Annotated in this window: 24 protein-coding genes, 1 riboswitch and 1 other annotated feature (1 of these 26 running past the window's edge); of the genes, 17 read left to right on the top strand and 7 right to left on the bottom strand. The window is 34.1% G+C overall.

The features are described from left to right. Nucleotides 1-3: 3 nt before the first annotated feature. The 4 genes from A6J74_RS18920 to A6J74_RS18935 all read left to right on the top strand — a co-directional run bounded on the left by A6J74_RS18920 (nucleotide 4) and on the right by A6J74_RS18935 (nucleotide 3965). On the top strand, nucleotides 4-1020 hold the full coding sequence (locus tag A6J74_RS18920; RefSeq protein WP_000041828.1) for an ABC transporter permease: 1017 nt from the start codon (nucleotides 4-6) through the stop codon (nucleotides 1018-1020). Then, nucleotides 1017-2081, top strand: a complete 1065-nt coding sequence (locus A6J74_RS18925) for an iron chelate uptake ABC transporter family permease subunit (RefSeq protein ID WP_000631247.1) — start codon at nucleotides 1017-1019, stop codon at nucleotides 2079-2081. Before A6J74_RS18920 ends, A6J74_RS18925 begins: the two co-directional genes overlap by 4 nt. Continuing rightward, nucleotides 2078-2830 (top strand): iron ABC transporter ATP-binding protein, encoded by a 753-nt coding sequence (locus A6J74_RS18930; protein WP_000590045.1) that lies wholly within the window; start codon nucleotides 2078-2080, stop codon nucleotides 2828-2830. Before A6J74_RS18925 ends, A6J74_RS18930 begins: the two co-directional genes overlap by 4 nt. Nucleotides 2831-3599: 769 nt before the next feature. Further along, the gene (locus A6J74_RS18935; RefSeq protein WP_000871137.1) at nucleotides 3600-3965 is read left to right on the top strand and encodes a YxeA family protein; all 366 of its coding nucleotides are present in this window, start codon (nucleotides 3600-3602) and stop codon (nucleotides 3963-3965) included. Between the two features lie 168 nt (nucleotides 3966-4133). On the opposite strand, the gene A6J74_RS18940 is transcribed toward A6J74_RS18935, so the two are convergent. The 3 genes from A6J74_RS18940 to A6J74_RS18950 all read right to left on the bottom strand — a co-directional run bounded on the left by A6J74_RS18940 (nucleotide 4134) and on the right by A6J74_RS18950 (nucleotide 6604). Further along, nucleotides 4134-5414, bottom strand: a complete 1281-nt coding sequence (locus A6J74_RS18940; RefSeq protein ID WP_001037029.1) for a purine/pyrimidine permease — start codon at nucleotides 5412-5414, stop codon at nucleotides 4134-4136. A 127-nt stretch (nucleotides 5415-5541) separates the two neighbouring features. Next, nucleotides 5542-5991 (bottom strand): cyanase, encoded by a 450-nt coding sequence (gene cynS / locus A6J74_RS18945; protein ID WP_001081568.1) that lies wholly within the window; start codon nucleotides 5989-5991, stop codon nucleotides 5542-5544. 31 nt (nucleotides 5992-6022) lie between these two features. After that, complete coding sequence (locus A6J74_RS18950; RefSeq protein ID WP_000926486.1) at nucleotides 6023-6604, bottom strand: beta-class carbonic anhydrase; 582 nt, start codon at nucleotides 6602-6604, stop codon at nucleotides 6023-6025. A gap of 166 nt (nucleotides 6605-6770) precedes the next feature. Between A6J74_RS18950 and A6J74_RS18955 the strand changes: the two genes are divergently transcribed. Further along, nucleotides 6771-7202 carry an Lrp/AsnC family transcriptional regulator gene (locus A6J74_RS18955; RefSeq protein WP_002039967.1) on the top strand — a complete coding sequence of 144 codons (432 nt, stop codon included), beginning with the start codon at nucleotides 6771-6773 and terminating at the stop codon, nucleotides 7200-7202. A 340-nt stretch (nucleotides 7203-7542) separates the two neighbouring features. Here A6J74_RS18955 and A6J74_RS18960 read toward each other — a convergent pair whose 3' ends face one another. Then, nucleotides 7543-8508: a DUF4822 domain-containing protein gene (locus tag A6J74_RS18960; protein ID WP_001036596.1), complete on the bottom strand. Its 966-nt coding sequence runs from the start codon at nucleotides 8506-8508 to the stop codon at nucleotides 7543-7545. A gap of 451 nt (nucleotides 8509-8959) precedes the next feature. Here A6J74_RS18960 and A6J74_RS18965 point away from each other — a divergent pair, with 451 nt between their 5' ends. Beyond that, nucleotides 8960-9394 (top strand): Lrp/AsnC family transcriptional regulator, encoded by a 435-nt coding sequence (locus tag A6J74_RS18965; RefSeq protein WP_033657330.1) that lies wholly within the window; start codon nucleotides 8960-8962, stop codon nucleotides 9392-9394. A gap of 40 nt (nucleotides 9395-9434) precedes the next feature. Here the strand turns inward: A6J74_RS18965 and A6J74_RS18970 are convergent, their stop codons facing one another. Beyond that, entirely contained in the window at nucleotides 9435-9992 is a 558-nt protein-coding gene (locus A6J74_RS18970) for a cysteine hydrolase family protein (RefSeq protein WP_001001101.1), read from the bottom strand. Between the two features lie 516 nt (nucleotides 9993-10508). Between A6J74_RS18970 and A6J74_RS18975 the strand changes: the two genes are divergently transcribed. The 7 genes from A6J74_RS18975 (at nucleotide 10509) to A6J74_RS19005 (ending at nucleotide 16486) form a co-directional block, all read left to right on the top strand. After that, nucleotides 10509-11465 (top strand): nuclease-related domain-containing protein, encoded by a 957-nt coding sequence (locus A6J74_RS18975; protein WP_002104392.1) that lies wholly within the window; start codon nucleotides 10509-10511, stop codon nucleotides 11463-11465. A 49-nt stretch (nucleotides 11466-11514) separates the two neighbouring features. Beyond that, nucleotides 11515-11919 carry a phosphate-starvation-inducible protein PsiE gene (gene psiE, locus A6J74_RS18980; protein ID WP_000834705.1) on the top strand — a complete coding sequence of 135 codons (405 nt, stop codon included), beginning with the start codon at nucleotides 11515-11517 and terminating at the stop codon, nucleotides 11917-11919. Between the two features lie 141 nt (nucleotides 11920-12060). Further along, complete coding sequence (gene speG / locus A6J74_RS18985) at nucleotides 12061-12576, top strand: spermidine N1-acetyltransferase (protein ID WP_000076822.1); 516 nt, start codon at nucleotides 12061-12063, stop codon at nucleotides 12574-12576. 436 nt (nucleotides 12577-13012) lie between these two features. After that, nucleotides 13013-14560 carry an ABC-F family ATP-binding cassette domain-containing protein gene (locus A6J74_RS18990; protein ID WP_000054846.1) on the top strand — a complete coding sequence of 516 codons (1548 nt, stop codon included), beginning with the start codon at nucleotides 13013-13015 and terminating at the stop codon, nucleotides 14558-14560. Between the two features lie 5 nt (nucleotides 14561-14565). After that, complete coding sequence (locus A6J74_RS18995) at nucleotides 14566-15759, top strand: MFS transporter (protein ID WP_001293756.1); 1194 nt, start codon at nucleotides 14566-14568, stop codon at nucleotides 15757-15759. Nucleotides 15760-15936: 177 nt separating this feature from the next. Next, nucleotides 15937-16149 (top strand): DUF3955 domain-containing protein, encoded by a 213-nt coding sequence (locus tag A6J74_RS19000; RefSeq protein WP_000792613.1) that lies wholly within the window; start codon nucleotides 15937-15939, stop codon nucleotides 16147-16149. Nucleotides 16150-16246: 97 nt separating this feature from the next. After that, nucleotides 16247-16486 carry a DUF3947 family protein gene (locus A6J74_RS19005; protein ID WP_000980960.1) on the top strand — a complete coding sequence of 80 codons (240 nt, stop codon included), beginning with the start codon at nucleotides 16247-16249 and terminating at the stop codon, nucleotides 16484-16486. Between the two features lie 28 nt (nucleotides 16487-16514). On the opposite strand, the gene crcB (A6J74_RS19010) is transcribed toward A6J74_RS19005, so the two are convergent. Both crcB (A6J74_RS19010) and crcB (A6J74_RS19015) read right to left on the bottom strand, forming a co-directional pair. Then, nucleotides 16515-16871 carry a fluoride efflux transporter CrcB gene (crcB, locus tag A6J74_RS19010; protein WP_000969609.1) on the bottom strand — a complete coding sequence of 119 codons (357 nt, stop codon included), beginning with the start codon at nucleotides 16869-16871 and terminating at the stop codon, nucleotides 16515-16517. Further along, entirely contained in the window at nucleotides 16868-17272 is a 405-nt protein-coding gene (gene crcB / locus A6J74_RS19015; protein WP_000639332.1) for a fluoride efflux transporter CrcB, read from the bottom strand. Before crcB (A6J74_RS19015) ends, crcB (A6J74_RS19010) begins: the two co-directional genes overlap by 4 nt. 54 nt (nucleotides 17273-17326) lie before the next feature. Further along, nucleotides 17327-17386: riboswitch (Fluoride riboswitch) on the bottom strand. 218 nt (nucleotides 17387-17604) lie between these two features. Here crcB (A6J74_RS19015) and A6J74_RS19020 point away from each other — a divergent pair. From A6J74_RS19020 to murB, 4 genes are all read left to right on the top strand, one after another. Further along, nucleotides 17605-18663 (top strand): endonuclease/exonuclease/phosphatase family protein, encoded by a 1059-nt coding sequence (locus A6J74_RS19020; protein ID WP_000734836.1) that lies wholly within the window; start codon nucleotides 17605-17607, stop codon nucleotides 18661-18663. Nucleotides 18664-18694: 31 nt separating this feature from the next. Further along, a complete protein-coding gene (locus A6J74_RS19025) occupies nucleotides 18695-20197 on the top strand; it encodes a DUF4077 domain-containing protein (protein WP_000455097.1) in 1503 nt (500 codons plus the stop codon). Between the two features lie 195 nt (nucleotides 20198-20392). Beyond that, nucleotides 20393-20788, top strand: a complete 396-nt coding sequence (locus A6J74_RS19030; protein ID WP_000573656.1) for an SET domain-containing protein — start codon at nucleotides 20393-20395, stop codon at nucleotides 20786-20788. 386 nt (nucleotides 20789-21174) lie between these two features. Continuing rightward, a complete protein-coding gene (gene murB / locus A6J74_RS19035; protein ID WP_001057110.1) occupies nucleotides 21175-22092 on the top strand; it encodes a UDP-N-acetylmuramate dehydrogenase in 918 nt (305 codons plus the stop codon). A 105-nt stretch (nucleotides 22093-22197) separates the two neighbouring features. Beyond that, nucleotides 22198-22281, top strand: a binding site (T-box leader) (it continues 133 nt past the right edge of the window).

Genomic DNA, 22281 nt, shown 5'->3' on the forward strand with positions numbered 1-22281 from the left:
ACAGTGTCAAAAAATATAATTTCTAGGGTTGAGAATATTTCTCAACCCCAGTTTTATAATCACAATAAATTATGGACAAAATCTTTTATAATAGCGATTATAGTTGTTATAATTTTAGGGATTATATCACTGTTTACTGGAGTTTATGATATACGTGGACAAGAGGACGGAATGGAGATGTTTTTCATAACTCGTGTTCCGAGAACAGTTGCATTAATGCTTACTGGAGCTGCAATGGCGATGGCAGGGCTCGTCATGCAACTTATTACACAGAATCGTTTTGTTGAACCTACTACAACGGGGACTATTGAATGGTCAGGCTTAGGCCTGCTTTTTGTATATTTATTATTCCCTGCCCCGACTTTAGTGCAAAGAATGACTGGTGCAATCATTTTTTCTTTTATAGGAACTATGATTTTCTTTTTATTTTTAAGAAGAGTTAAACTTCGTTCGTCTTTAATTGTCCCGATTATTGGATTGATGCTTGGAGCAGTTATTTCTGCAGTGTCTACTTTTTTGGGACTCCTTTTTCAAAAGACACAAAGTATTGAAACTTGGTTCGTAGGTTCATTTGCTAACATTCAGGTGGGAAGATATGAATATTTATGGCTGATTGTTATCATTACTTTTCTTATTTTTATGTATGCTAATAGATTGACTTTAGCTGGACTAGGAGAAGATGTCGCAACAAGCCTTGGAGTTAATTACAATAGAATTGTTCTTTTTGGGACTGGTCTTATCTCTGTTGCAGTTGGAATTGTTGCAGCTGTTATTGGACACTTACCTTTCTTAGGATTAATTGTGCCAAATATCGTTTCAATGTTTAGAGGTGATGATCTTAGGAGTAATTTACCTTGGGTTTGTGTGATCGGAATGGGATCAATAACTGCCTGTGACATCATTTCTCGAACAATTATACAGCCTTTTGAATTACCTGTTTCTTTAATACTTGCAACAGTGGGAGCAGTCGTGTTTATTACTATTTTATTGAGACAAAGAAAACCAAGGAGGCTACGATGATCACATTAGAATATAGAAAAAAAGAAAATGTCGAAATCGATTCTAGCCTTCATAATGAAAGTAGATCAGCTAGCGCTTTTCGTTCTAAGAAGGAAGCAAGACGTTATTGGATTTTACTGATAACATTGATTGGTTTAGGTCTCCTTTCTTCATATGGACTTTTAGTGTATAACAATCCAGTTCCGATAGATTCACCATCTTTTATCCCAGTTGTTAAGAGAAGGATAGTAGCTATTGTTGCAATGATTATTGCTGCGGTTTGCCATAGCTTGTCGACAGTTGCTTTCCAATCTATTACGAATAATAAAATTATTACTCCTTCACTTTTAGGTTTCGAATCACTTTATTCAGCAATTCAAACGAGTACAGTATTCTTCTTTGGTGCTAGTGCGTTGATAAATTTTAATGGAATTGGATCATTTTTATTCCAAGTTGTTGTTATGGTCTTCATGAGTTTGATACTTTATGGATGGTTACTTTCCGGTAAATACGGGAATTTACAACTTATGCTTTTAGTTGGAATTATTATTGGTACCGGGCTAAATTCTGTGTCAACTTTTATGAGAAAACTACTTGCGCCTTCAGAATTTGATATTTTACAAGCAAGATTATTTGGTTCTGTTAATCATGCAGATCCTGCATATTTTCCTATTGTAATTCCTATGATCATAATTGTAGCAGTATTAATTTTTGCTCATTCTAAGAATTTGAATGTTTTGTCACTAGGAAAGGATGTTGCTACTTCTTTCGGGGTTAAATATCAACCTAGTGTAATTTATACGCTTGTATTAGTAGCTATTTTAATGTCCATCTCAACAGCTCTAATTGGGCCACTTACTTTCTATGGCTTTTTAGTAGCAACTTTGAGTTATCAGGCGGCGTCAACTTATGATCATAGATATATTTTTCCAATGGCTTTTGCAATAGGATTTTTGATAATGACGAGTGCATACTTTTTAATGTATCATGTATTCCATGCTCAAGGTGTAGTTTCAGTTATTATTGAATTATTTGGTGGAATCATATTCTTAACTATAGTTTTAAGGAAGAGGGCTTTATGATAAAAATTGATAACGTTAAAAAGTTCTATAGTGATAAGGTAAAAATAGGACCTTTGGATATTGAAATACCAAAAGCAGGCTTTACTTCTTTAATTGGACCAAATGGCGCTGGAAAGTCCACGACACTTTTGATGATTGGAAGACTCTTAGATATGGATGAAGGTCACATTCAAGTAGCAAATATGGATGTTTCTGAATCCAAATCAAAAGACTTAGCAAAAGTTTTGACTATATTGCGACAAGAAAATCATTTTGTAACTAGGCTTACTGTTAGACAACTAGTTGGATTTGGGCGCTTTCCTTATTCAAAAGGAAGATTAACGAAAGAGGATGAATCTATTATTTCTAAATATATCGATTTTTTGGATTTAACTAATTTAGAGAATAGATATTTAGATGAACTTTCTGGTGGTCAAAGACAAAGGGCATATGTAGCGATGGTATTGTGCCAAGAGACGGAATATGTACTTTTGGACGAGCCTCTGAACAACCTTGATGTTGCTCGTTCTGTTCAAATGATGGAGCATTTGAGACGTGCAGCTAATGAATTTGGAAGAACAATTTTGACAGTTATGCATGATATAAATTTTGCGGCTAAGTACTCTGACAAAATTTGTGCTATGAAAGATGGTCAAATTGCTGCTTTTGGAACAGTAGAAGAGGTAATGGATCCAACACTTTTGACAGATATTTTTGAAACAAAAATAGAAATTATCAAGGGTCCTTATGGGCCAATCGCTGTTTATTAGTTACAAAATGTATACTGTAGCTTGCGTAAATTATGCTAGCTACTCTAGTTGAAGTTGCTGTCTGTATTTTATAGGCAGCAGCTTTTTTTATGCGATTGCCCATCGTGATAACTCTTAATTTTTCTGGCTGTTGGTAATAGCTCCACAGATATGTCATTACTCCCAGTCCTGCGACGTGTTGAACACTCGGACGGTGAATGTAAGGGAATCATTATATTCTGGTTTGGTTATCCACTCATAAGCTAACACAATTGTGTTAGACAAAGTAGGTCTCGTCCGTTCTCATATAAGAAGTTGTGATGTAGTTAGGATTCGGTATAGTGTGTCTACATGTAAGGGAGAAGTAGCTTGTTACGCTGCAAGATAATCCTTAGCGTATATTTTCGTTAAAATGTGGGCGGCAGCCCTGGTAGAAAAGAAAAAAATAAAAAGATAAGTGGAGACAAAATTGCTGAACACCTTATGCAAATAATCCTGTGAGATTGGCGTTTACGGCAATAATATTCAAATTACAATTTTATATGATAAGAACCATAACTTTTCCAGGTTGGCAGGGGTATGGTTCTTTTGTTTGCGAAAAAATTATGCTTGCTTTGTAAAATGATAAAAATGTTTTAATCCAAAATGATAGGATTACAAAAGTGTAATGTGGGTGTAAGGAAACTGGATTGTACCCTCTTTTTAGATAAAGCATACTTAAAGTAAGGAAGATTTATATGTGAATGAATATAAATTTTACAAGTAGGATAGAAAGGTTAGGTATTATCATATGAAATGGATCATTAGGATTTTTGTGTTATTAGCTATAATAGGAGGTGCTTTCTACTATCTGAAATCAGGTAATGGGTACTATTCAACTAAAGAATATTATGTAAAGGTAATGACTGATTCTACAGTAGAAAACGAAAAATTGAGTAATGGAGAAATTCTTACGTATCATGTTTACGATGAGAAGGTGTACGATAAAAAAGGGGAAGAAAGAAAACTGAAAATTTCCGTGCAAAATAAATTGGAAAAAAATCAATATTATTTGATTGATTGGGAAGATCGCCGTGGGATTGTTTCTAAAATAGCTAAAGTGGATCAAACAAAAATAGATAAGAGTATCTTAGATAAATTGAACGGAAATTCATAATATGTCAGGACAAGCTAAACCAATAGCTGTGTTAACATAAAGCTTTATAAGCAAAAGATATTGTAGAAAAATAAGAGAGGTTATTATAAAACAAAAGGGATCAACCGTCTGGTGTGATCCCTTTTTGTTAGGACTGAGCAAGGAGTATTATTGCATTGTATAAACCCTTTACTCTTTCCAAAACTGTTCTAGCAGAATACTGATCATAGTGCCTACGAGTAATCCGTTACTTAAAACATATTGTAAGGAAGAAGGAATACCGCTAAATGCACTTTCTGGAAGAAACATTATTCCTAAACTGATTAATAATGTAATTCCTAATATAGTTAATCGGCGTTGATTTAATTCTTCACGTAAAATTGATTGAAATGAAAGGCCTATTACTTGGACAAATGTTGCTAAAAGTGCAGCATTAGCAATAGGGCCTGGAAGTAAGGATATAAAGCTTACAATTGAGGGGATAAAAGAAATTCCTGCTAATATGAGACTTGCTATAAGGAATGACTTCACTTTTCTTTGTCCTGTTAGTTGAATAAATCCTGCTGATGCAGGTAATGGTACAATTCCAATTGTAGAAAACAACGACGAGATAATATGTGATATACCTCCGACCCATACACCACGGTTCAGTGTTTGCTTTTCATTTTCTTTAGATAATGGAGCCACTTGTTTTACAGCCGAAATAGCAGCAATCGTATTTGCAACTAAAAGAAATGTAAATAAAATTGCAGTTAGAGTCATTCCAATATCGAATCTAGGCATGCCCCAAGCAAATATCTGTGGTAACTTAACTAACGGTGTGTGTGAAGGCATATGAGACGATTTTTCTAATAAAGCATACAAAAGCCAACCAAATGAAATGGCAAGTAACACAGCGTAACTTTTCATCCAGCCTTTCCCTTTAATTGATAAGAAGGTAACCATGGTAAAAACAAAGAGTGCAATAGTAGTTGTTGTATAATCAGGATGAGTTACAGATCCTTGTAATCCCATCATTCCTTTTAGTAACACACCACTAAGCTGAAGTGCTAAGATTAAAAGAAAAGTTCCTGTAACTAAAGGGGTAAATAAACGTAAGATTCGATGTACAAGCCCTGTTATACCAAGTACGAAGAGTAATATACCTGCAATAATTAACCCGCCTTCTAAAATTTGCAACACGTCTTTTGCACTTTGTCCCTGATGCATAGCAACTTGTCCCAGTATGACAAATATACTTACCCATGAACCTGCTGGACCATCTGCTATGGGATAGCGATGCCCAAACCATGCTTGTATAAATGAACTTACTCCCACGACTAAAAAAGTTCGCTGCATTAATGTTGAGATATCTTCTATTGATAAATGAAATATGCCACCAATAATGATAGGCAATGCAATTGCATTTGCTAATAGAAACACAAACCACTGTAGAATACTAAAGCTCGTATTAAAGTATTTTTTGTTCATATTATTCTCCTTTGTCGAAAAAGAATCTCATAGTAAAAATCCATCCTTTCTATACAGTTAGATTAAAAAGGATGGATTTTGTAAATCTATAAAATTATTTTAATTATATATATAGATTTAAAATTAATTACCATGTACGGAATGGTAAGAATTTACCGTTAAGTGTAATAACGATACGAGGATCGCCACCTTTTGGATCTTCTTGTGTATTCACACCTAGATTGAAGTTAATTGCACTCATTACACCTTCGCCAGCTTTTTCTAAGATTAATTCTCTAAGAGTTGGTGCGTATTGTAACATCATTTCATATAATCGATATAAGATTGGGTCAGTAGGAGGCATTTGCATTACTTGACCTCTAAGTGGAACTACTGTTAATGCCTGAACCACTTCCTCATCTAATTCTAATAGTTTACCGATTTTTTCTGCTTCCGGACGTGTCATTGTAGCTTGTCCTAATAATGCTGTTACAACCCAAGTCTCGGAGTTTTCGCTTACTTTTGAAATTTCTTCCCATGTTAAACCTTTTGCAATTTTTGCTTCCATAATTTTTTGTGTAGCTTCTTGTCTATTCATACTTAATAACTTCCCTTCATTTGAGTAATAATTAATTTTTCATACCATTTAATGTTTTATATCCATCAACTACTAAATCTAATTTACCTGTGTGGGGATCAATGACTAAACCATGTACAGGAACATCTTTTGGAATAAGTGGATGATTTCTTACTAAATCAACATTAGCTTGAGTTGAGTCGCAGACATCATCGAATCCAAATAACCAATTTTCAAGATCAACACCAGCATATTCAATTGCTGATAAAATTTCGGATGAAGCTACTCCACGATCTAATATTTTTTGAAGTGTTCCTTTTGGATTAGTTTGGCTTGCACCACATTTATGGTGTCCGATAAGAAAGATTTCATCTGCATTTAGATCATATACTGATGCTATAACACTTTGCATAACGCTATCGAAAGGAGAAGCAATTTTACCACCTGCATTTCTGATAACTTTTGCATCACCATCGTGTATATCTAAAGCTTTTGGAAGTAGCTCAATTAAACGAGCATCCATGCAAGAAACAACAACCATACGTTTTTTAGGCATTTTTGTCGCTTCAAAAGGAGCGTATTCCTTATTTTCTACAAATTGTTCATTGAACGATAGGATTTCTTGTAATAACATATTTGTAACCTCCTTTAAATCTAGATGTATTTTTTGTTGCGTCCTCTATGTTATAAGTGAATATAACTGATAAACAATGTGATGTAAGAGGATAAACTAAGTATAGTGAATTGTATCGATAAGCAGAATAAGCTGGCGAAACACTTTCTGGCTTTCTACTTTCACGGTGAAAGGATTGGTTTATATCATTGATCAAACAGATTTTGAGATACTGAAATTATTAGGAGAAAACTCAAGAATACAATGGAAAGAACTTGGTCAAAAAATACATATGACGGGACAGGCGGTAGGAAATCGAATTCGAAGGTTAGAGGATTTAGGGATTATTGAGCAATACACAATCGCAATAAACCGAATCAAATTAGGACAAGTAGTGACTGCGTTTGTTACTTTGTTCGTAACAACAGCTAACCATCAAGAGTTTATGAATTTCTTTCAAGGAGAAGAAGGGATTTCTGAAGTACATCGTATAAGTGGTGACGGATGTTATTTATTAAAAACACATTTTGCTTCCAATGAAGAATTGGATAACTTTCTAGGACGACTATTAAAGTATGGGAATTACCGTGTTAACCTATCAATAGGGAAGTTAAAATAAACTTTATGTAAGTTTATGGTTCCTTTTGCTTGTGGCTAAGACATGTTTCCAAAAATAAAAGGAGTATCTCTTATTAAATAAGAGATACTCCTTTTATTTGTTTTTAATAATTATTGATTATTTTACATCTGATTTTTCTTTTTTCATTATTTGCCTTTGACTAGTGAAGGGGAATTTTTTAACATCAAAACCCCTGCGCTGTATGCAACAGGGGGTTCTATTATTACTTATTTGAGGGCATGATCCTATTTCATTTTACAGCTAATTCATGTTTCGAATATAAAAAGTAGACTCATAAGAAAAATCCTGTAGTTCAGTACAGGATTTTTAATCAAACTAATTAAAAACTAAATTGTGGTTTAACATTACCTTTATAAGGTTCATGTTCAACGAATATAGTTATGTCTTTACCAGATTGGTCTTTACCAGTTCTTTTATACGTAAATTTCTTATTGTTCAGTTCAGTAAGTTCAAGAGCCGCACCATATTTATTATTTCCAATTGATACATGAGCTCTTATTTTATTTTCGTGTACAACATCGAAGTAACCATAGTCACCGCGGCTTTGACCTGTTTCGCTATTGAAGAACTCGTATTTATTAGACTTGTCATCAAATTTTGCTAGACTTATAAAATTAGAATTAAACTGTGTTACATCATTACCAGCTTCATCTAATACCTTTGTTCCATGCCAAAGGGTGCCGCCTAAAATTTTATCTCCATCACCATTTTTAACAATATCGCCTGTAGTAGTGTTTAGTTGCTTGTCCGGATCAGTGAAAGAAAGTTCTTTTTCTTTATATGGAACATGTTCAACGAAAACTTCTATATCTTTACCGTTAGCGTCTTTCCCCATTCGTTTATAAGTAAATACATTTTTATTTAGTTTTGTCATGTCAACAACAGCTTGATACTTCATTGATTCTGAAATTAATATTCTCTTCTTCCCATCATTTGTGACAAAGAAAGTTCCTTTATCGCCACGACTTGCACCTGTCTTAGCATCAAAGAATTCATATCTGCCGGACTTCGCATCATATTTTGCAAGACTAATGAAGTTTGCATTCTCTTTTGTTAAGTCATTCTTATCTTTGTCATATACTCTTGTACCTTGCCAATTAGTATCGCTAAGAATGTTAGCCATTTTTTGGCCTTTCGTTAACTTGTTTTCCTTTTTCGTCTCTTTAGCAGCTTGTTCTTGTTTTTGTTTACCATGATTTTCTTCGGCTTTAGTACCAGCACACCCTGTTAATGCTAATGTGAATCCGAGCAGTATTGATGATAGTGCTTTCGTTTTTTTGTTCATTTTTTATCGTCTCCTCATTTTATGATTTTCATGTTATTCACATGGTTTTAAGTAGTGCGGTTTGTGATTATAGTAGTAGTTCATCCTTCTGAATCTTTGTTATATGAAAAGATTTAGGTTGAATCAATGAACTTAGTTGCTACGTTTATTATGTTAATCTCAGAGTATAAACTCCCTCTAAATAAAACATTAAAAAAAGATAAACTAATTCCTAAAAAATTTTCATATTTATAAAAAAGCAATCGCTAGTTTGCAGCAGGGATCTTTCGAATATTTACCAAAGTTGTTTCTGATGCCTACGAGTAATCAAAAAAATACATTGTAAAGAAGAAGGAAAGCCGTTAACAATAATGTAATTCCTAATAGAGTTAATCGATTGTAGTGCAAAATTTTTGAGCTGAACTGTATGGGAAATGAAGATTTTATAGAAGTCGCTTCATATAGGAAGGGGATGTCCATGTTTGATTCAACAGATTTTAAAATTATACAGTTACTACAAGAAAACGCTAGAATGAACTGGAGGGAAATTGGAGAGATAGTACATTTGACTGGCCAAGCCGTTGGAAAACGAATTAACAAATTAGAAGAGGCAGGTGTCATTCAAAAATATACGATAGATATCGACAGAGCTAAGCTGGAAGGATCCATTATGACGTTTGTTACGCTATTTTTGCATGCACCACATTATCATAATCAAATTCAAAGTTTTTTCGAAAAAACAGACGTAATCACTGAAATGTATCGTATAAGTGGCGATGGGTGTTATATCATGATTCTTCACACATCTTCGCATCAGCAATTAGAAGAGACGCTTGCAGATGTTTTACATTATGGTGATTATCGTATAAATACTGTCATTAAGACAATGGAAAAAAAGAAAGAATAAGATATTTATCCTTTCTTTTTTCATATGGAACTGTAATTCTTTATTTGTTTTTATTTATAAAACAGCTTGCTGACATGACTTTTGCGTAAATATCACCAAACTCTAATGCGCTCATGAACGATTGATGAGCGTGTACTGCTGGGATTAGATTTCCTTGGAATTCTAAATCTTTTGTTGTACAAGCATCTTCAATTACAATACATTGAAATCCTAAATCACTGGCAGCCCGTACTGTTGCATCAATACATACATGAGTCATCATACCGCAAATGACTAGTTGGTCTATTTTCTCTTCTTTTAATGTTTGTAATAAATTTGTTCTTAAAAAACTGTTAGGGTGGTGTTTTTGTATGACTCTTTCATTAGCGATCGGTTGTACATCATCATGAATTTGAGCACCTACTGTCTCGGGGAGGAAGAAGGTAGCTCCTTCATTGTTCGCAATATGTTGTACATGAATAATTGTTTTATGTTTTTCACGAAACACTCTCAATACTTCTTTCGCTTTTTGGATGGCTTTTTCAGGTAGATGTAATTCCATATTGCCGCCTTTAAAGTAATCATTTTGTATGTCGACTAATAGTAATGCTTCGTTCATCGTTATTCCCCCATACTTAGTGATTCAGCACGTTATTTGTACTGTACCGTTATTATATAAATTGTAGCTATGCTGAAGTAATAACATTATGAAACGATTTTGAGGTATATAGTTTCAGTGTGAAAAAAGTGAAAGTTGGTATAAGTACAAATGGATTTTGTGGAATTCACGGTAAAGTTATAGGTAGAGTGGCATTATAAGGTAAAAACCATAACTTTGCTGGAGGAGCAGGTTATGTTTTTTTATGCGGAAATGCGATTTTAAGTTTTTGCTGAAGGTGTTTTTCTAGGATATGCTGTGAGTGATTGGAGTGAGGTAGTGTCGGATATTGTCGACCAATCGATATATTGGAAAAATCGTTGATATATTGTGAGTTGTGATAGATATATTGGAAAAATCGTTGATATATTGTGAGTTATGATAGATATATTGGAAAAATCGTTGATATATTGTGAGTTATGATAGATATATTGAAAAAATCGTTGATATATTTGTAAAGGGGTGTTTGAGGTGATTGTGAAAGAAAGAAAAATGCCGATTTATATAAGGCAGTTAGAAGCACTTCTTAGAAGGTTACCTGTACATCATCCGAAACGAAATTTAATTGGAGAAAACTTGGCAAAACACATGGCGGGATATAAAGGGGAGCAATCGATTGATTATCCACTTAGTTTTATTTCTGAGAAAGAGTATAGTATTTTACATGATATTCGTTTATCTAATTATGATAAATACTTTCAAATTGATACTATTATCCTTTCCACAAAGTTTCTTCTTTTTCTTGAGATAAAAAATATAGCAGGTACATTAATATTTGATACAAAGTTTAATCAACTTATCCGAATAACAGAAGGAAATTCAGAGGGATTTCCAGATCCGGTTTTACAAATAAAAAGGCAAGAAATACAAATAAAGAGATGGTTAAGCTTACATGGATTTTCTTCTAGTCTTCCAATTGAGTCCCTTGTTGTTATTAGCTCGCCTCGTACCATTATAAAATCTTCAGATGACAATCTTCTTCATACAATTATTCATAGTGCAAATTTACCTCATAAAATAAAGTGGTTTGAAAGTAAATATAAAAGAAAAGTTATAGATAATGTAGATAGGCTCATTCATCAAATAATAACGGAGCATTCTCCACTTCAACAAAATATACTTGAGCAATATAAAATAGAAAAAGAGGAGTTGTTAAAGGGAGTACAATGTGAGAAATGCTTAGTTATTCCAATGGTTAAAGTGAAGAAGGGTTGGTGTTGTACAAGTTGTAAAGATTTTTCAAAAGTGGCACATGAGGATGCTATACGAGATTATGCATTGCTCATTAGTACGACATGTACAAACGGTAATTTGAAAGAGTTTCTCCATGTTTCGTCGGGTATGGTTGTAAACAGAATTCTCCACACACTAAATCTTCCCTACACTGGCAACAACAAAGGACGAATATATGATTTAACTTCTTTCCAATCGTAATTTTGCTATAATAAATACGTACGTATACGAAGGGGAGTTTAAAGAGAAAATGAAGTCATTTAATATCGATCATCTTATAGCTAGTGTTTTGCAATGGATATTAAATATAGCGCTAATTATATTATCCATTGTCTTATCTATCTTTTTAATTAATGAGACAATCACATTTATTCAATACATCTTTTCAACAAAGAAATATACATCGTATAAATTGGTTGAAAGTATCATCGTATATTTCTTATACTTCGAGTTTATTGCATTAATTATTAAGTATTTTAAATCGAACTATCATTTCCCGTTACGTTATTTTATTTATATCGGAATTACGGCATTAATTCGGTTAATTATTGTATCTCATGAGGAACCGATGGAGACGTTATTATATGCGGGATCCATTCTTGTTTTAGTCATTGCTTTATACATATCGAATATGAGAGATTTGAGAAAAGAGTAGTAGTGCAGACATAAGTTTGCACTACTTTTTTCACCTTGACCTTCAAGTTACTTGAAAGTTTACAATGAAATTAGGGCGTTTGAAATTGAAAAAAATTGAGAAATTAAGTGAAGAGGTTTCTTTTACTTGGAGGTTATAGAAATGAGTCAGGAATTGAAGTTACGTCCATTAGAACGAGAAGATTTAAAGTTTGTACACGAACTGAATAATAACGCGCATATTATGTCGTATTGGTTTGAAGAACCTTATGAGGCCTTTGTAGAATTGCAGGACTTGTATGATAAACATATACACGATCAAAGTGAACGCCGATTTATCGTTGAGAAAGATAATGAAATGGTTGGATTGGTTGAGTTAGTGGAGATTGATTATATTCACCGAAGAACAGAATTCCAAATTATTATTGATCCAAATTATCAGGGGCATGGTTACGCAGCAGAAGCGACGCGTTTAGCGATGGGTTATGCCTTTGCTGTCTTAAATATGCATAAGATATATTTAGTTGTCGATAAAGAAAACGAAAAGGCTGTGCATGTTTATAAAAAGGTTGGATTTATGGTAGAAGGTGAGCTTCTCGACGAGTTTTTCGTTGATGGTAACTATCATAATGCGATAAGAATGTGTATGTTTCAGAAGCAATATTTTGAAAGTAAGTAGTTGAATGATTTGGAAGTAATGTTGACGCTTCGCAAAACCGTATGCTAAAATCCCTTTTAAGTATTAAGGAAGGTGCAGAACATGCTTTATATAAAATTTGTAAAACTCATTAGAAAACTTTGCTCCGCACAAATGTATACGGTGAAGCGTTGTACGGAGCTTAATCAAGGGGCATAAATCCCCTATATTCATCGGCTGAATAACTTTTCTAAAAAAGTATAGTTTATCTATGCTTATTTGGTTACGGTTTGTAAGTCGATGTATAAAATAGATTAAGGGCCATAGACAATGCTTTGTCTATGGCCCTTTGTGTATATTATTCCAATGAGCTTTTACTATAAATTGGAGTAGTATAGGAAAAACCACGAAGCAGAGGGCTAGTGTCGAATGACGCTATCTCTCTGCTTTTTTTAATTTCAGGAAAAGAGGAATACGAATGAGTTTACTTAAAGTTGAAAGTTTATCACATAGTTTTATAGATAAAGCCTTATATGAAAATGCTTCTTTTAGTTTGCATAAAGGAGAACATATGGGAATTGTTGGACAGAATGGTGCAGGAAAAAGCACGTTAATGAAAATATTGATTGGAGAAATCATTCCTGATAAAGGAGATATAAAGTGGCAACCTAATATTCAAATTGGACATCTGGATCAATACGCAGAAATTGATGGGGGCTATACCATTTCACAATATGTAAAGAAAGCTTTTTATGATTTGTATGAAATGGAAGATAGAATGAACAAGTTATATGAAGAAAGTGCTAGGACTGGAGATGAGAATCAACTATTAAAAGCGGCAGAGATTCAAGAACAGCTTGAGGCTCGTGATTTTTATTCGGTAGACAGTATAACGAATAAGGTGGCAGCTGGTTTAGGTATTGATGCTATCGGGATGGATCGTGTTATTGGTGAATTAAGCGGAGGACAACGTGCAAAGGTAATTTTAGCGAAGCTTTTATTAGAAGAGCCGACTATTTTATTACTAGATGAACCGACGAATTTTCTTGATAAGGAGCATGTGGAGTGGCTTGCTAATTATTTAATGAATTTTGAAGGGGCGTTTATTGTCGTGTCACATGATTTTGATTTTCTGGAAAAGGTGACTTCTTGCATATGTGATGTAGAGTTTGGAACAGTTAAGAAGTATTACGGAAAATACTCAGATTTTGTAAGACAAAAGGAGCATTTGCGAAAAGATTATATTCGCCAATACCATGCACAACAGAAGAAAATTGAAAAAACGGAAGAGTATATTCGTAGAAATATTGCTGGAGTGAATTCAAAAATAGCACAAGGACGTAGAAAGCAGTTGCAACGTATGGAAAGAATTGCGCCACCAAGTTTTACCCATAAACCGTCTATTCATTTTCGGGAACTTCCTATTTCAGTTCAAACAGTTCTTGAGGTAAATAATCTCGAAGTTGGTTATGACTTTGCTCTCTTACCAAAATTGAATTTTTCAGTAATGGGTGGGCAAAAACTTGTTATTACAGGATTCAATGGAGTAGGGAAATCTACTTTATTAAAAACAATTGTTGGCACTATTGCTAGTATTGCTGGAGAATTTCACTTCTCAGAGCAAATAAAGATTGGATATTATGAGCAAGATTTAAATTGGAGCAATGATTCTTTAACTCCGCTTCAAATTATTTCGGAACAGTTTCCTACATTGAATATGAAGGAAATACGTCATCATTTAGCTGCGTGTGGTGTGAAAGATACTCATGTCTCGCAAGAAATTCGTACGTTAAGTGGTGGTGAACAATCGAAGGTGAAACTGTGTGGATTATTACTATCACCTTGTAACTTCTTAATTTTAGATGAGCCGACAAATCATTTAGATGCAGAAGCGAAGGAAGCTTTGCAAAAGGCGCTAATTCAGTTTAAGGGCAGCATTATACTTGTATCTCACGAAGCAAGTTTTTATCTTAATTGGGCAGATAGCATCTTTGATATAGAGACAGGATTAGTTAAGGGGGTGTGAAACATATGAGTGAAAACAATTGGAAAACGAAAATTATATTATTTTTGACCGCTCAAACTATTTCGTTGTTCGGTTCCTCTCTCGTGCAATATGCGATTATATGGTATATCACCCTTACAACATCATCAGGAGTGATGTTGACTATTTCAACTGTTTGCGGTTTCCTACCACAAATTGCGATATCTTTGTTTGCAGGTGTTTGGATTGATCGTTATGACCGTAAAAAGATGATTATGTTATCGGACGGGATTATAGCGATTGCGACGTTAGTTTTAGCAATTTTATTTTTAACAGGATATAAAAGTATTTGGTTACTTTTTATTGTGTTACTCATTCGTTCAGCTGGAACAGGAGTACAAACGCCAGCTGTGAATGCATTAATTCCGCAAATCGTTCCGAAAGAGTATCTTATGAAAGTAAATGGAATAAATAGCAGTATTACATCTTTAATTATGTTTCTTTCTCCAGCAGCAAGTGCTACGATTCTTTCTATTGCCAGCATTGAAACAACATTTTTTATTGATGTTATTACGGCTATGATTGGAATTAGTATTATGCTTATCATTCAAGTAGAGGGACATGTGAATGCAGAGAATAAGCAAAAATCTAATCTACAAGGAATTAAAGAAGGGTTCTCTTATTTAAAAGAAAATGTATTTATTAAAAGGCTAATCGTTTTATTAATTATCATCATGATTTTAATAAGTCCAGCCGCCTTTTTAACACCTTTAATGGTGACTCGTTCCTTCGGGGCGGAAATGTGGAGACTTACTGCTAGTGAGATGACCTTTAGTGCTGGTGCAGCAGCTGGTGGCGTACTGATTGCAGCATGGGGTGGTTTCCGTAATCGTATGCATACAACAGCGTTGGCCTGTGCGTTATATGGTCTGCTTATGGTAGGACTAGGAATTGCACCGGTATTTATTATGTATTTAGTCTTTAATTTTTTAATTGGTATAACAATGCCATGTTTTAATACGCCAGTTACTGTGTTATTGCAGGAGAAAGTAGATCCAGTTATGCATGGCAGAATGTTTAGCCTCGTACAGATTGCAAATTCATGTGCTTTACCTTTAGGGATGATTATATTTGGTCCTTTGGCTGATGTGTTTAGTGTAGAGGTTTTGTTAATTTATGCTGGGATATTCGTACTATTTTGCGCAATGTATGTTGTATTAAGCAGGAAGTTTGAAGTGTAAATATTTATTGTCTATAAAAGGTTTGTGAGGCAATTTAAGATGCTTCATAAACCTTTTATTTCCATTCTATTCAATAATAATTTATTGTAAAACGATAAAATATTATTGACTAATGATTTTGTTTTGGATAATATGATGTTAATTAAGAAGAATTATATGAATAGAGGAGAATGTAAAATGAAAAATAAATACGTAGTAGCTATTTCTTTCATGATCTTAGCGATTATTTCTTTAACTATACATGCTTCAAACAGTAAAGTTGGAGCGGATGGATTTCTTGAAGAACCTTTCTTTTTCCTAGTACCGGTAAGTTATGTATTGTTCTTTAGTGGTATTGGTGTATTACTATTTGGATGTATTACTTCAAAGCTGAGAAAAAGTAATAGATAAAGTGAAGCTTAATTAGTGATGGATTCCCCAATCCGGACAAAATACTCACTATGAAATAGAAACATACCATATGGAAAAATAATAAGTGAGCTGAATAATGATGAATCATTATTTTTATAATGGTAGACAAGTAGGTGCGGCTATAACCCTAGCCGGGGCACAGGGGACAATTCATGCTGTGAATCAAGTGATTCAAATGCAGCAACAAGCATATTTTGCACAAATGATGCAAGGACAGTATATGCAATACTCACAATTTCCAATGCAAAGTGTGCATTATGATGTGTATCCAGCGGGTTTACTTTCCATTCCATATGGCGGGACTTACTTCTTATGAAAGAAAGCGACTCAATAGAGTCGCTTTTTTATATTCCACCGAGCTTCATTCCAAGGAATGCGAAGAGGATACCGATTATGTAAGTAGTACTTACATATAAAAGGGATGTGTAAATTTTTTTGCGATTGAGAAGCTGAATGGATTCTAATTTAAACGTCGAAAACGTTGTGAATGCGCCCATAAATCCAGTTCCTAATAATAATTGCCAGCCTGTAGTGACTCCGTTGCCAATTATATATCCGAGTAAAAATGCTCCTGTTATATTAATAAGGAATGTAGCAATTGGAAAGGATGTTTTATTTCTTTTTTTAAACCAATTGCTAATTGCAAATCGTGTAATCGCACCGAAAAACCCTCCAGTTGCCACTAATAAAGCTTCCATCATAAGTGATCACCTTCCGTAACTGATTTCTTAATTAAGAAATCACCTAGTGTATAGCCAAGTCCAGACATAATGAGACCGCCAAGTATGCTACATGATACATATAAGAAAGCCATGCTCCATTCAGAATGATTAATTAATTGCATGGTTTCTACACTAAATGTTGAAAACGTCGTAAAAGAACCGATGAATCCAGTACCGATGCCTGTGATAACCTCCGAAGGTAAGATGTTTAGCCGTGCAACATATGTAGTCAGCCATGCTAATAAGAAGCAGCCGATTAAGTTAATGAGTAATGTAGCTAATGGAAATGAATGATGCCAAGATTCATGGATAGTAAGACCTAAATAATAACGAGAAAGGGCTCCTAATATACCGGCTATACCGACGATAATATAAATCAAATTCCTCACCTCTTTAAATAGCTTGCTCAAAAAAATAGACTCCTACCAGTAGTTATACTGGTAGGAGTCATTAGCTAAGCAGCGGTTATGGCGAACTCCATCGCCTATAATTATTACATATAGTGTACTAAAAATTGCGTTTGATTTCCAGTGAAGAAGTTGGTGTATTTTGTAGTTCTCTAATCGTTTAAGATAGAGAATTATTACTTATAAACTAAATATAGTGATATAAGGTTTTCAGTGTGATAAAATGTTTCGTATATCTGTCATTTTTTATTTGACTGAAAATAAAGAAAAGTAAAATCGTATGTTTTAGAAAAGGAGTCGTTTGTTTGAAAAAGTTATTAAAAATAATACTTATATGTATTTTAGTAGGTGTGGGAGTTGTAGGTGGGTTTTTAGCGTATATGACACTTACAAAAGAACAGCCAGCTGATGTTATAAGCTTGAAGGTGGAAAACAATAAGAAGCGCGTAATTGCGCAGGGAAATGAATTTAAAGTTACAACGTTTAATATTGGATATGCTGGACTAGATAAGGATCAAGACTTCTTTATGGATGGAGGAAAAGGGTCTGGTTCAAGTAGTAAAGAACAAACGGAAACGAATTTAAAGAATATGCTTTCGTTTTTACAAAATGAGAATAGTGATTTTGCGCTATTACAAGAAGTAGATATAAAATCAATGAGATCATTTGATATAAATGGGCATGAATTTTTGAAAAAAGGACTGCCTGATTATGCTTCTTCGTTCGGAAAGAACTATGATACAAAATGGGTTCCGGTGCCAATCACAAGTCCAATGGGATATGCTGATGCTGGACTAAGTACGTTTTCTAAATATACAGTTCAAACAGCGAAGAGGTTCCAATTACCAGGAATGGAGCCGTGGCCAAAGCGTTTATTTGATTTAGACCGAGCGATTGTTGAACATAAAATTCCTGTTAATAATGGAAAATTTGTTAGACTCGTAAATTTACATTTGTCTGCTTATGATGAAGGCGGAAAAATTAGAAAGCAACAAGTGGAGTATTTAAAAGAATATATGAACAAACATTATAAAAATGGTGATTACGTAATAATGGGCGGGGACTGGAATCAATTAATTTCTAACGTTCAGTTAAGTGATCCGAAGTTCGTGAAGGAGCGTCCTGAGTGGTTAGTAGAGTTACCGAAGGACTTTACCGATGGTGGCTTTAAGTGGGCTGTAGATCCGTCTGTTATGACTGTGAGAGATGATGTAAAGAAATACGTGGAAGGTGAAAACTTTGTCACGATTATTGATGGCTTTATCGTTTCACCGAATGTTGAAATTGTAAATGTACAAGGGAAAGATTTGAAGTTTGAAAATAGCGATCATAACCCAGTGAGTGCGGTATTCAAGCTGAAGTAATCGATACGTATGAGAAGGTGGGGCTTCATATATGGAGTGGTTAAAGAGAACTTGTTTTTCTAACCTTGAGAAAGAATCACAGAAAAATCATTTATTGCTGTTTATCACGATTTGCAGTTTCTTCCTCGGGGTACTCGCAATTGGGTATTACGGATATATTTTTACAGAGCGAGCAATAGCATTTTGGATGTGTGGTATTTCTATCGTAGTATTTGGAACGCTACTTACTTTTATAGAAAGTATGGAAGCAATGTATAAATACATCATGACATGTATGCTACTTATTATGTCTTTCATTATGGTACAAGCATTTAATGAAAGCCCAGCTGTATTTCAAATGGTCTATTTTACATTAGCAGTTTCACTTATTTATTTGAGTGAACGTCTTATTTTAATTCTTGGTGGGGTAGCAGTTGTTGTTACATTTATACTTTGTAGTTATTGGCCAAATCAATTTTTTGCTTATACAGCATCATCTGAAGCTGCAAATTTTGCAAGCTTGTTAGCGATTGTAACGATCGCAATGTGGGGTGTCACAAAGATTGGTTCTAATCTTTTGGCTCGTTTAAGTGATGAGAAGCAAGCAGTGATGAAGAAAGCTCAGGAGTTAGAAGAAACGCAAAGGCTTATTGAGGAAACTGTTGTGAAGTTAGATAGTAATTTCAATCATTTAAGACAGAATATGAACACTTCGATGGAGTCGATGAGTGAAATTAATTTTGCTTTTGAAGAAGTGGCAGTTGGTACTCAATCACAATCAGAGATGATGTCACGTTCAGTAGAAGTATTGAATGATATGGAGGGAAATATTGACCAAATCATCTCTCAAGTAAGAAATGCTTCGATGCGTGTTGATAAAAGTTTGGAAATCTCAAAGGGTAGTGTAAACACTTTAAGAAATTTTGAAGCTAACATGAGAAGTTTAAATGATGTTGTTTCACAATCAGGAACGATATTTAGAGAATTGATGAAACAATCGAAACAAATTAATGAAATTGTAGATGTAATAACGAATATTTCAAGTCAAACGAGTTTGCTAGCTTTAAATGCAAATATTGAAGCTGCAAGGGCAGGAGAACATGGAAAAGGTTTTGCTATTGTAGCGAATGAAGTGTTAAAGCTTGCTGAAGAATCGAATCGTTCTGCGGGGAGAATTCAAGGAATTTTGAAGGAGTTTAGTAATCAAGCAAGTAAAGTAGAAGTGCAGGTAGAGAAGTCAGAAAGAGTACAAGAAGAGTGTAACGAAATGTTAGCAAGTGTTTTAACGAATGTAACGGATTTAGGGAAGTTTATTGATACGATTAATGATGTAATGAGAGAGATTGTTGGTCATCAAGAAAATTTCCAAGTTAAAACGACGAATATCGTTAAAGATGTGACACATGCTTCTAACGTAATTCAGCAAACTTCTGCAGCTACGGAAGAAGTGTTAGCAAGTATTGAAGAAGAGAAGAATCGAAATGATACGTCGGTGAAGACGCTACATACTGTTAGTGAGCAAGTGAAGTTGCTAGAAGATATTTTAGAAAAATAATATCGCTGAAAAAGAGCACAAATGATGTGCTCTTTTTCAGTTGAACGAATACTTGATAGGAATTTAATTGCTTTTCTATGAGTTTTCTGCCAAGCTTAAGGAGATAAAATTTAACTAATAGCTACTGATTATTAGTTAAATCTCGCGGATAGCGAGATAAAATACTTCAAAGAAAGAATTATATAGGTGACGCATATGATCGAAGTTAAGACTTCTGAACTTAGTGATGGAGAATTTAATAGAGGTGTATTTGCAACTCGTGATATTAAAAAGGGTGAGTTGATACATTCAGCACCAGTTATCTCTTATCCGAATGAACAGCATGAACATATTGAGAAAACGTTACTTGCTGACTACGCATTTGAGTATGGGGTAAATCATACGGCATTCCTTTTAGGATACGGCATGTTATTTAATCATTCATATAAGCCGAATGCAACGTATGATATCGTCTTCGAGAACCATACGTTTAACTTCTTTGCTTATAAGGATATAAAAGCTGGAGAAGAGATTTTAATCAATTATAATGGTGAAGTTGATGACGATGAACTATTATGGTTTGATAAGGAAAAAGAAGAGAACGAAAAGTAATATAAAGAGTATAGAAAGAGCGCATTCTGTGGGATGTGCTCTTTTTTTATATTGAAGAAAATAAAGTAAAGATTACAAAAAAATACCACTTTATTTTCGTGTGGTATAGTAAGATACTGAAGGATAGTGTTTTATAAAAGTTATATATTTTACAAATTGTTGTCTTTCTGATGACATGTCAAGTTTAGTAGTCCATTTGGGTTGCTTTATTATGCAATATATATTTTAATATGAGTGGCACCTCTTATAATTTAAGAGGTTTATAGGTGTCTCGAATTGATTTTGGGTACACTGTATCCACCACTTTAGTTTCATTTCATGTATGTGGGGATATTATGGGCCCGTATAGCGGGATAAAAAGAATATAGAAATAGAGGAATCGTAAAATGAATATGCAAGAGGTTTATAAATATTTAAGTACGGTATTGCCTGAAGGTCATGTTACACAAGATGAAATGTTAAAGAATCATACGCATATTAAAGTTGGCGGAAAAGCAGATGTGTTCGTTGCGCCTACGAATTATGATGAAATTCAAGAAGTTATTAAGTATGCTAACCAATATAATATTCCAGTTACGTTTTTAGGAAATGGATCAAATGTCATTATTAAAGATGGTGGGATTCGCGGAATTACGGTCAGTTTAATTCATATTACAGGTGTTACTGTAACAGGAACAACGATTGTAGCACAGTGCGGTGCAGCAATTATTGATGTATCACGTATTGCATTAGACCACAATTTAACAGGGCTTGAGTTTGCTTGTGGCATTCCAGGTTCAGTTGGCGGAGCATTATATATGAATGCTGGTGCCTACGGTGGTGAAGTATCGTTTGTATTAACAGAAGCTGTCGTAATGACAGGTGATGGAGAGTTACGCACTTTAACGAAAGAAGCATTTGAATTTGGATATCGTAAGAGTGTATTTGCGAACAATCATTACATTATTCTTGAAGCGAGATTTGAACTTGAAGAAGGTGTACATGAAGAGATTAAAGAAAAAATGGATGATTTAACGTATAAGCGTGAATCAAAACAACCTTTAGAATATCCGTCATGCGGTAGTGTATTTAAGCGCCCACCAAATAACTTTGCTGGTAAGTTGATTCAAGAATCAGGACTACAAGGAAAGCGAATTGGCGGAGTAGAAGTTTCATTAAAACATGCTGGATTTATGGTGAATGTTGATAATGGAACAGCACAAGACTACATCGATTTAATTCACTTCGTACAAAAGACAGTTGAAGAAAAATTCGGTGTGAAGTTAGAGAGAGAAGTAAGGATTATTGGAGAAGATCTACAATAATTTTTGAATTAAAAGCGTATAAAAGTATGAATTATTTTAAAATAACATTTGGGTATTGTTGACAATTTGTTTTCAATTCAATATAATGGCTAATAATTTAACAAATAACATACGTTGAAAGAGCCCAGTAGCAGTTTGTCACTGTTATCAAAGAGAGCTAGGGGTTGCTGGAACCTAGCACAAACAAAC

The sequence above is a fragment of the Bacillus sp. FDAARGOS_235 genome (assembly GCF_002073415.2).
Classification (GTDB): Bacteria; Bacillota; Bacilli; order Bacillales; family Bacillaceae_G; genus Bacillus_A; species Bacillus_A toyonensis.

Bases quoted from the DNA above. Each gene is read 5' to 3' on its own strand.
- A6J74_RS18925 (WP_000631247.1), top strand. From the start codon at position 1,017: ATGATCACATTAGAATATAGAAAAAAAGAAAATGTCGAAATCGATTCT.
- A6J74_RS18930 (WP_000590045.1), top strand. From the start codon at position 2,078: ATGATAAAAATTGATAACGTTAAAAAGTTCTATAGTGATAAGGTAAAA.
- A6J74_RS18935 (WP_000871137.1), top strand. From the start codon at position 3,600: ATGAAATGGATCATTAGGATTTTTGTGTTATTAGCTATAATAGGAGGT.
- A6J74_RS18940 (WP_001037029.1), bottom strand. From the start codon at position 5,414: ATGAACAAAAAATACTTTAATACGAGCTTTAGTATTCTACAGTGGTTT.
- cynS (WP_001081568.1), bottom strand. From the start codon at position 5,991: ATGAATAGACAAGAAGCTACACAAAAAATTATGGAAGCAAAAATTGCA.
- A6J74_RS18950 (WP_000926486.1), bottom strand. From the start codon at position 6,604: ATGTTATTACAAGAAATCCTATCGTTCAATGAACAATTTGTAGAAAAT.
- A6J74_RS18960 (WP_001036596.1), bottom strand. From the start codon at position 8,508: ATGAACAAAAAAACGAAAGCACTATCATCAATACTGCTCGGATTCACA.
- A6J74_RS18965 (WP_033657330.1), top strand. From the start codon at position 8,960: ATGTCCATGTTTGATTCAACAGATTTTAAAATTATACAGTTACTACAA.
- A6J74_RS18970 (WP_001001101.1), bottom strand. From the start codon at position 9,992: ATGAACGAAGCATTACTATTAGTCGACATACAAAATGATTACTTTAAA.
- psiE (WP_000834705.1), top strand. From the start codon at position 11,515: ATGAAGTCATTTAATATCGATCATCTTATAGCTAGTGTTTTGCAATGG.
- speG (WP_000076822.1), top strand. From the start codon at position 12,061: ATGAGTCAGGAATTGAAGTTACGTCCATTAGAACGAGAAGATTTAAAG.
- A6J74_RS18990 (WP_000054846.1), top strand. From the start codon at position 13,013: ATGAGTTTACTTAAAGTTGAAAGTTTATCACATAGTTTTATAGATAAA.
- A6J74_RS18995 (WP_001293756.1), top strand. From the start codon at position 14,566: ATGAGTGAAAACAATTGGAAAACGAAAATTATATTATTTTTGACCGCT.
- A6J74_RS19000 (WP_000792613.1), top strand. From the start codon at position 15,937: ATGAAAAATAAATACGTAGTAGCTATTTCTTTCATGATCTTAGCGATT.
- A6J74_RS19005 (WP_000980960.1), top strand. From the start codon at position 16,247: ATGATGAATCATTATTTTTATAATGGTAGACAAGTAGGTGCGGCTATA.
- crcB (WP_000969609.1), bottom strand. From the start codon at position 16,871: ATGATGGAAGCTTTATTAGTGGCAACTGGAGGGTTTTTCGGTGCGATT.
- A6J74_RS19025 (WP_000455097.1), top strand. From the start codon at position 18,695: ATGGAGTGGTTAAAGAGAACTTGTTTTTCTAACCTTGAGAAAGAATCA.
- A6J74_RS19030 (WP_000573656.1), top strand. From the start codon at position 20,393: ATGATCGAAGTTAAGACTTCTGAACTTAGTGATGGAGAATTTAATAGA.
- murB (WP_001057110.1), top strand. From the start codon at position 21,175: ATGAATATGCAAGAGGTTTATAAATATTTAAGTACGGTATTGCCTGAA.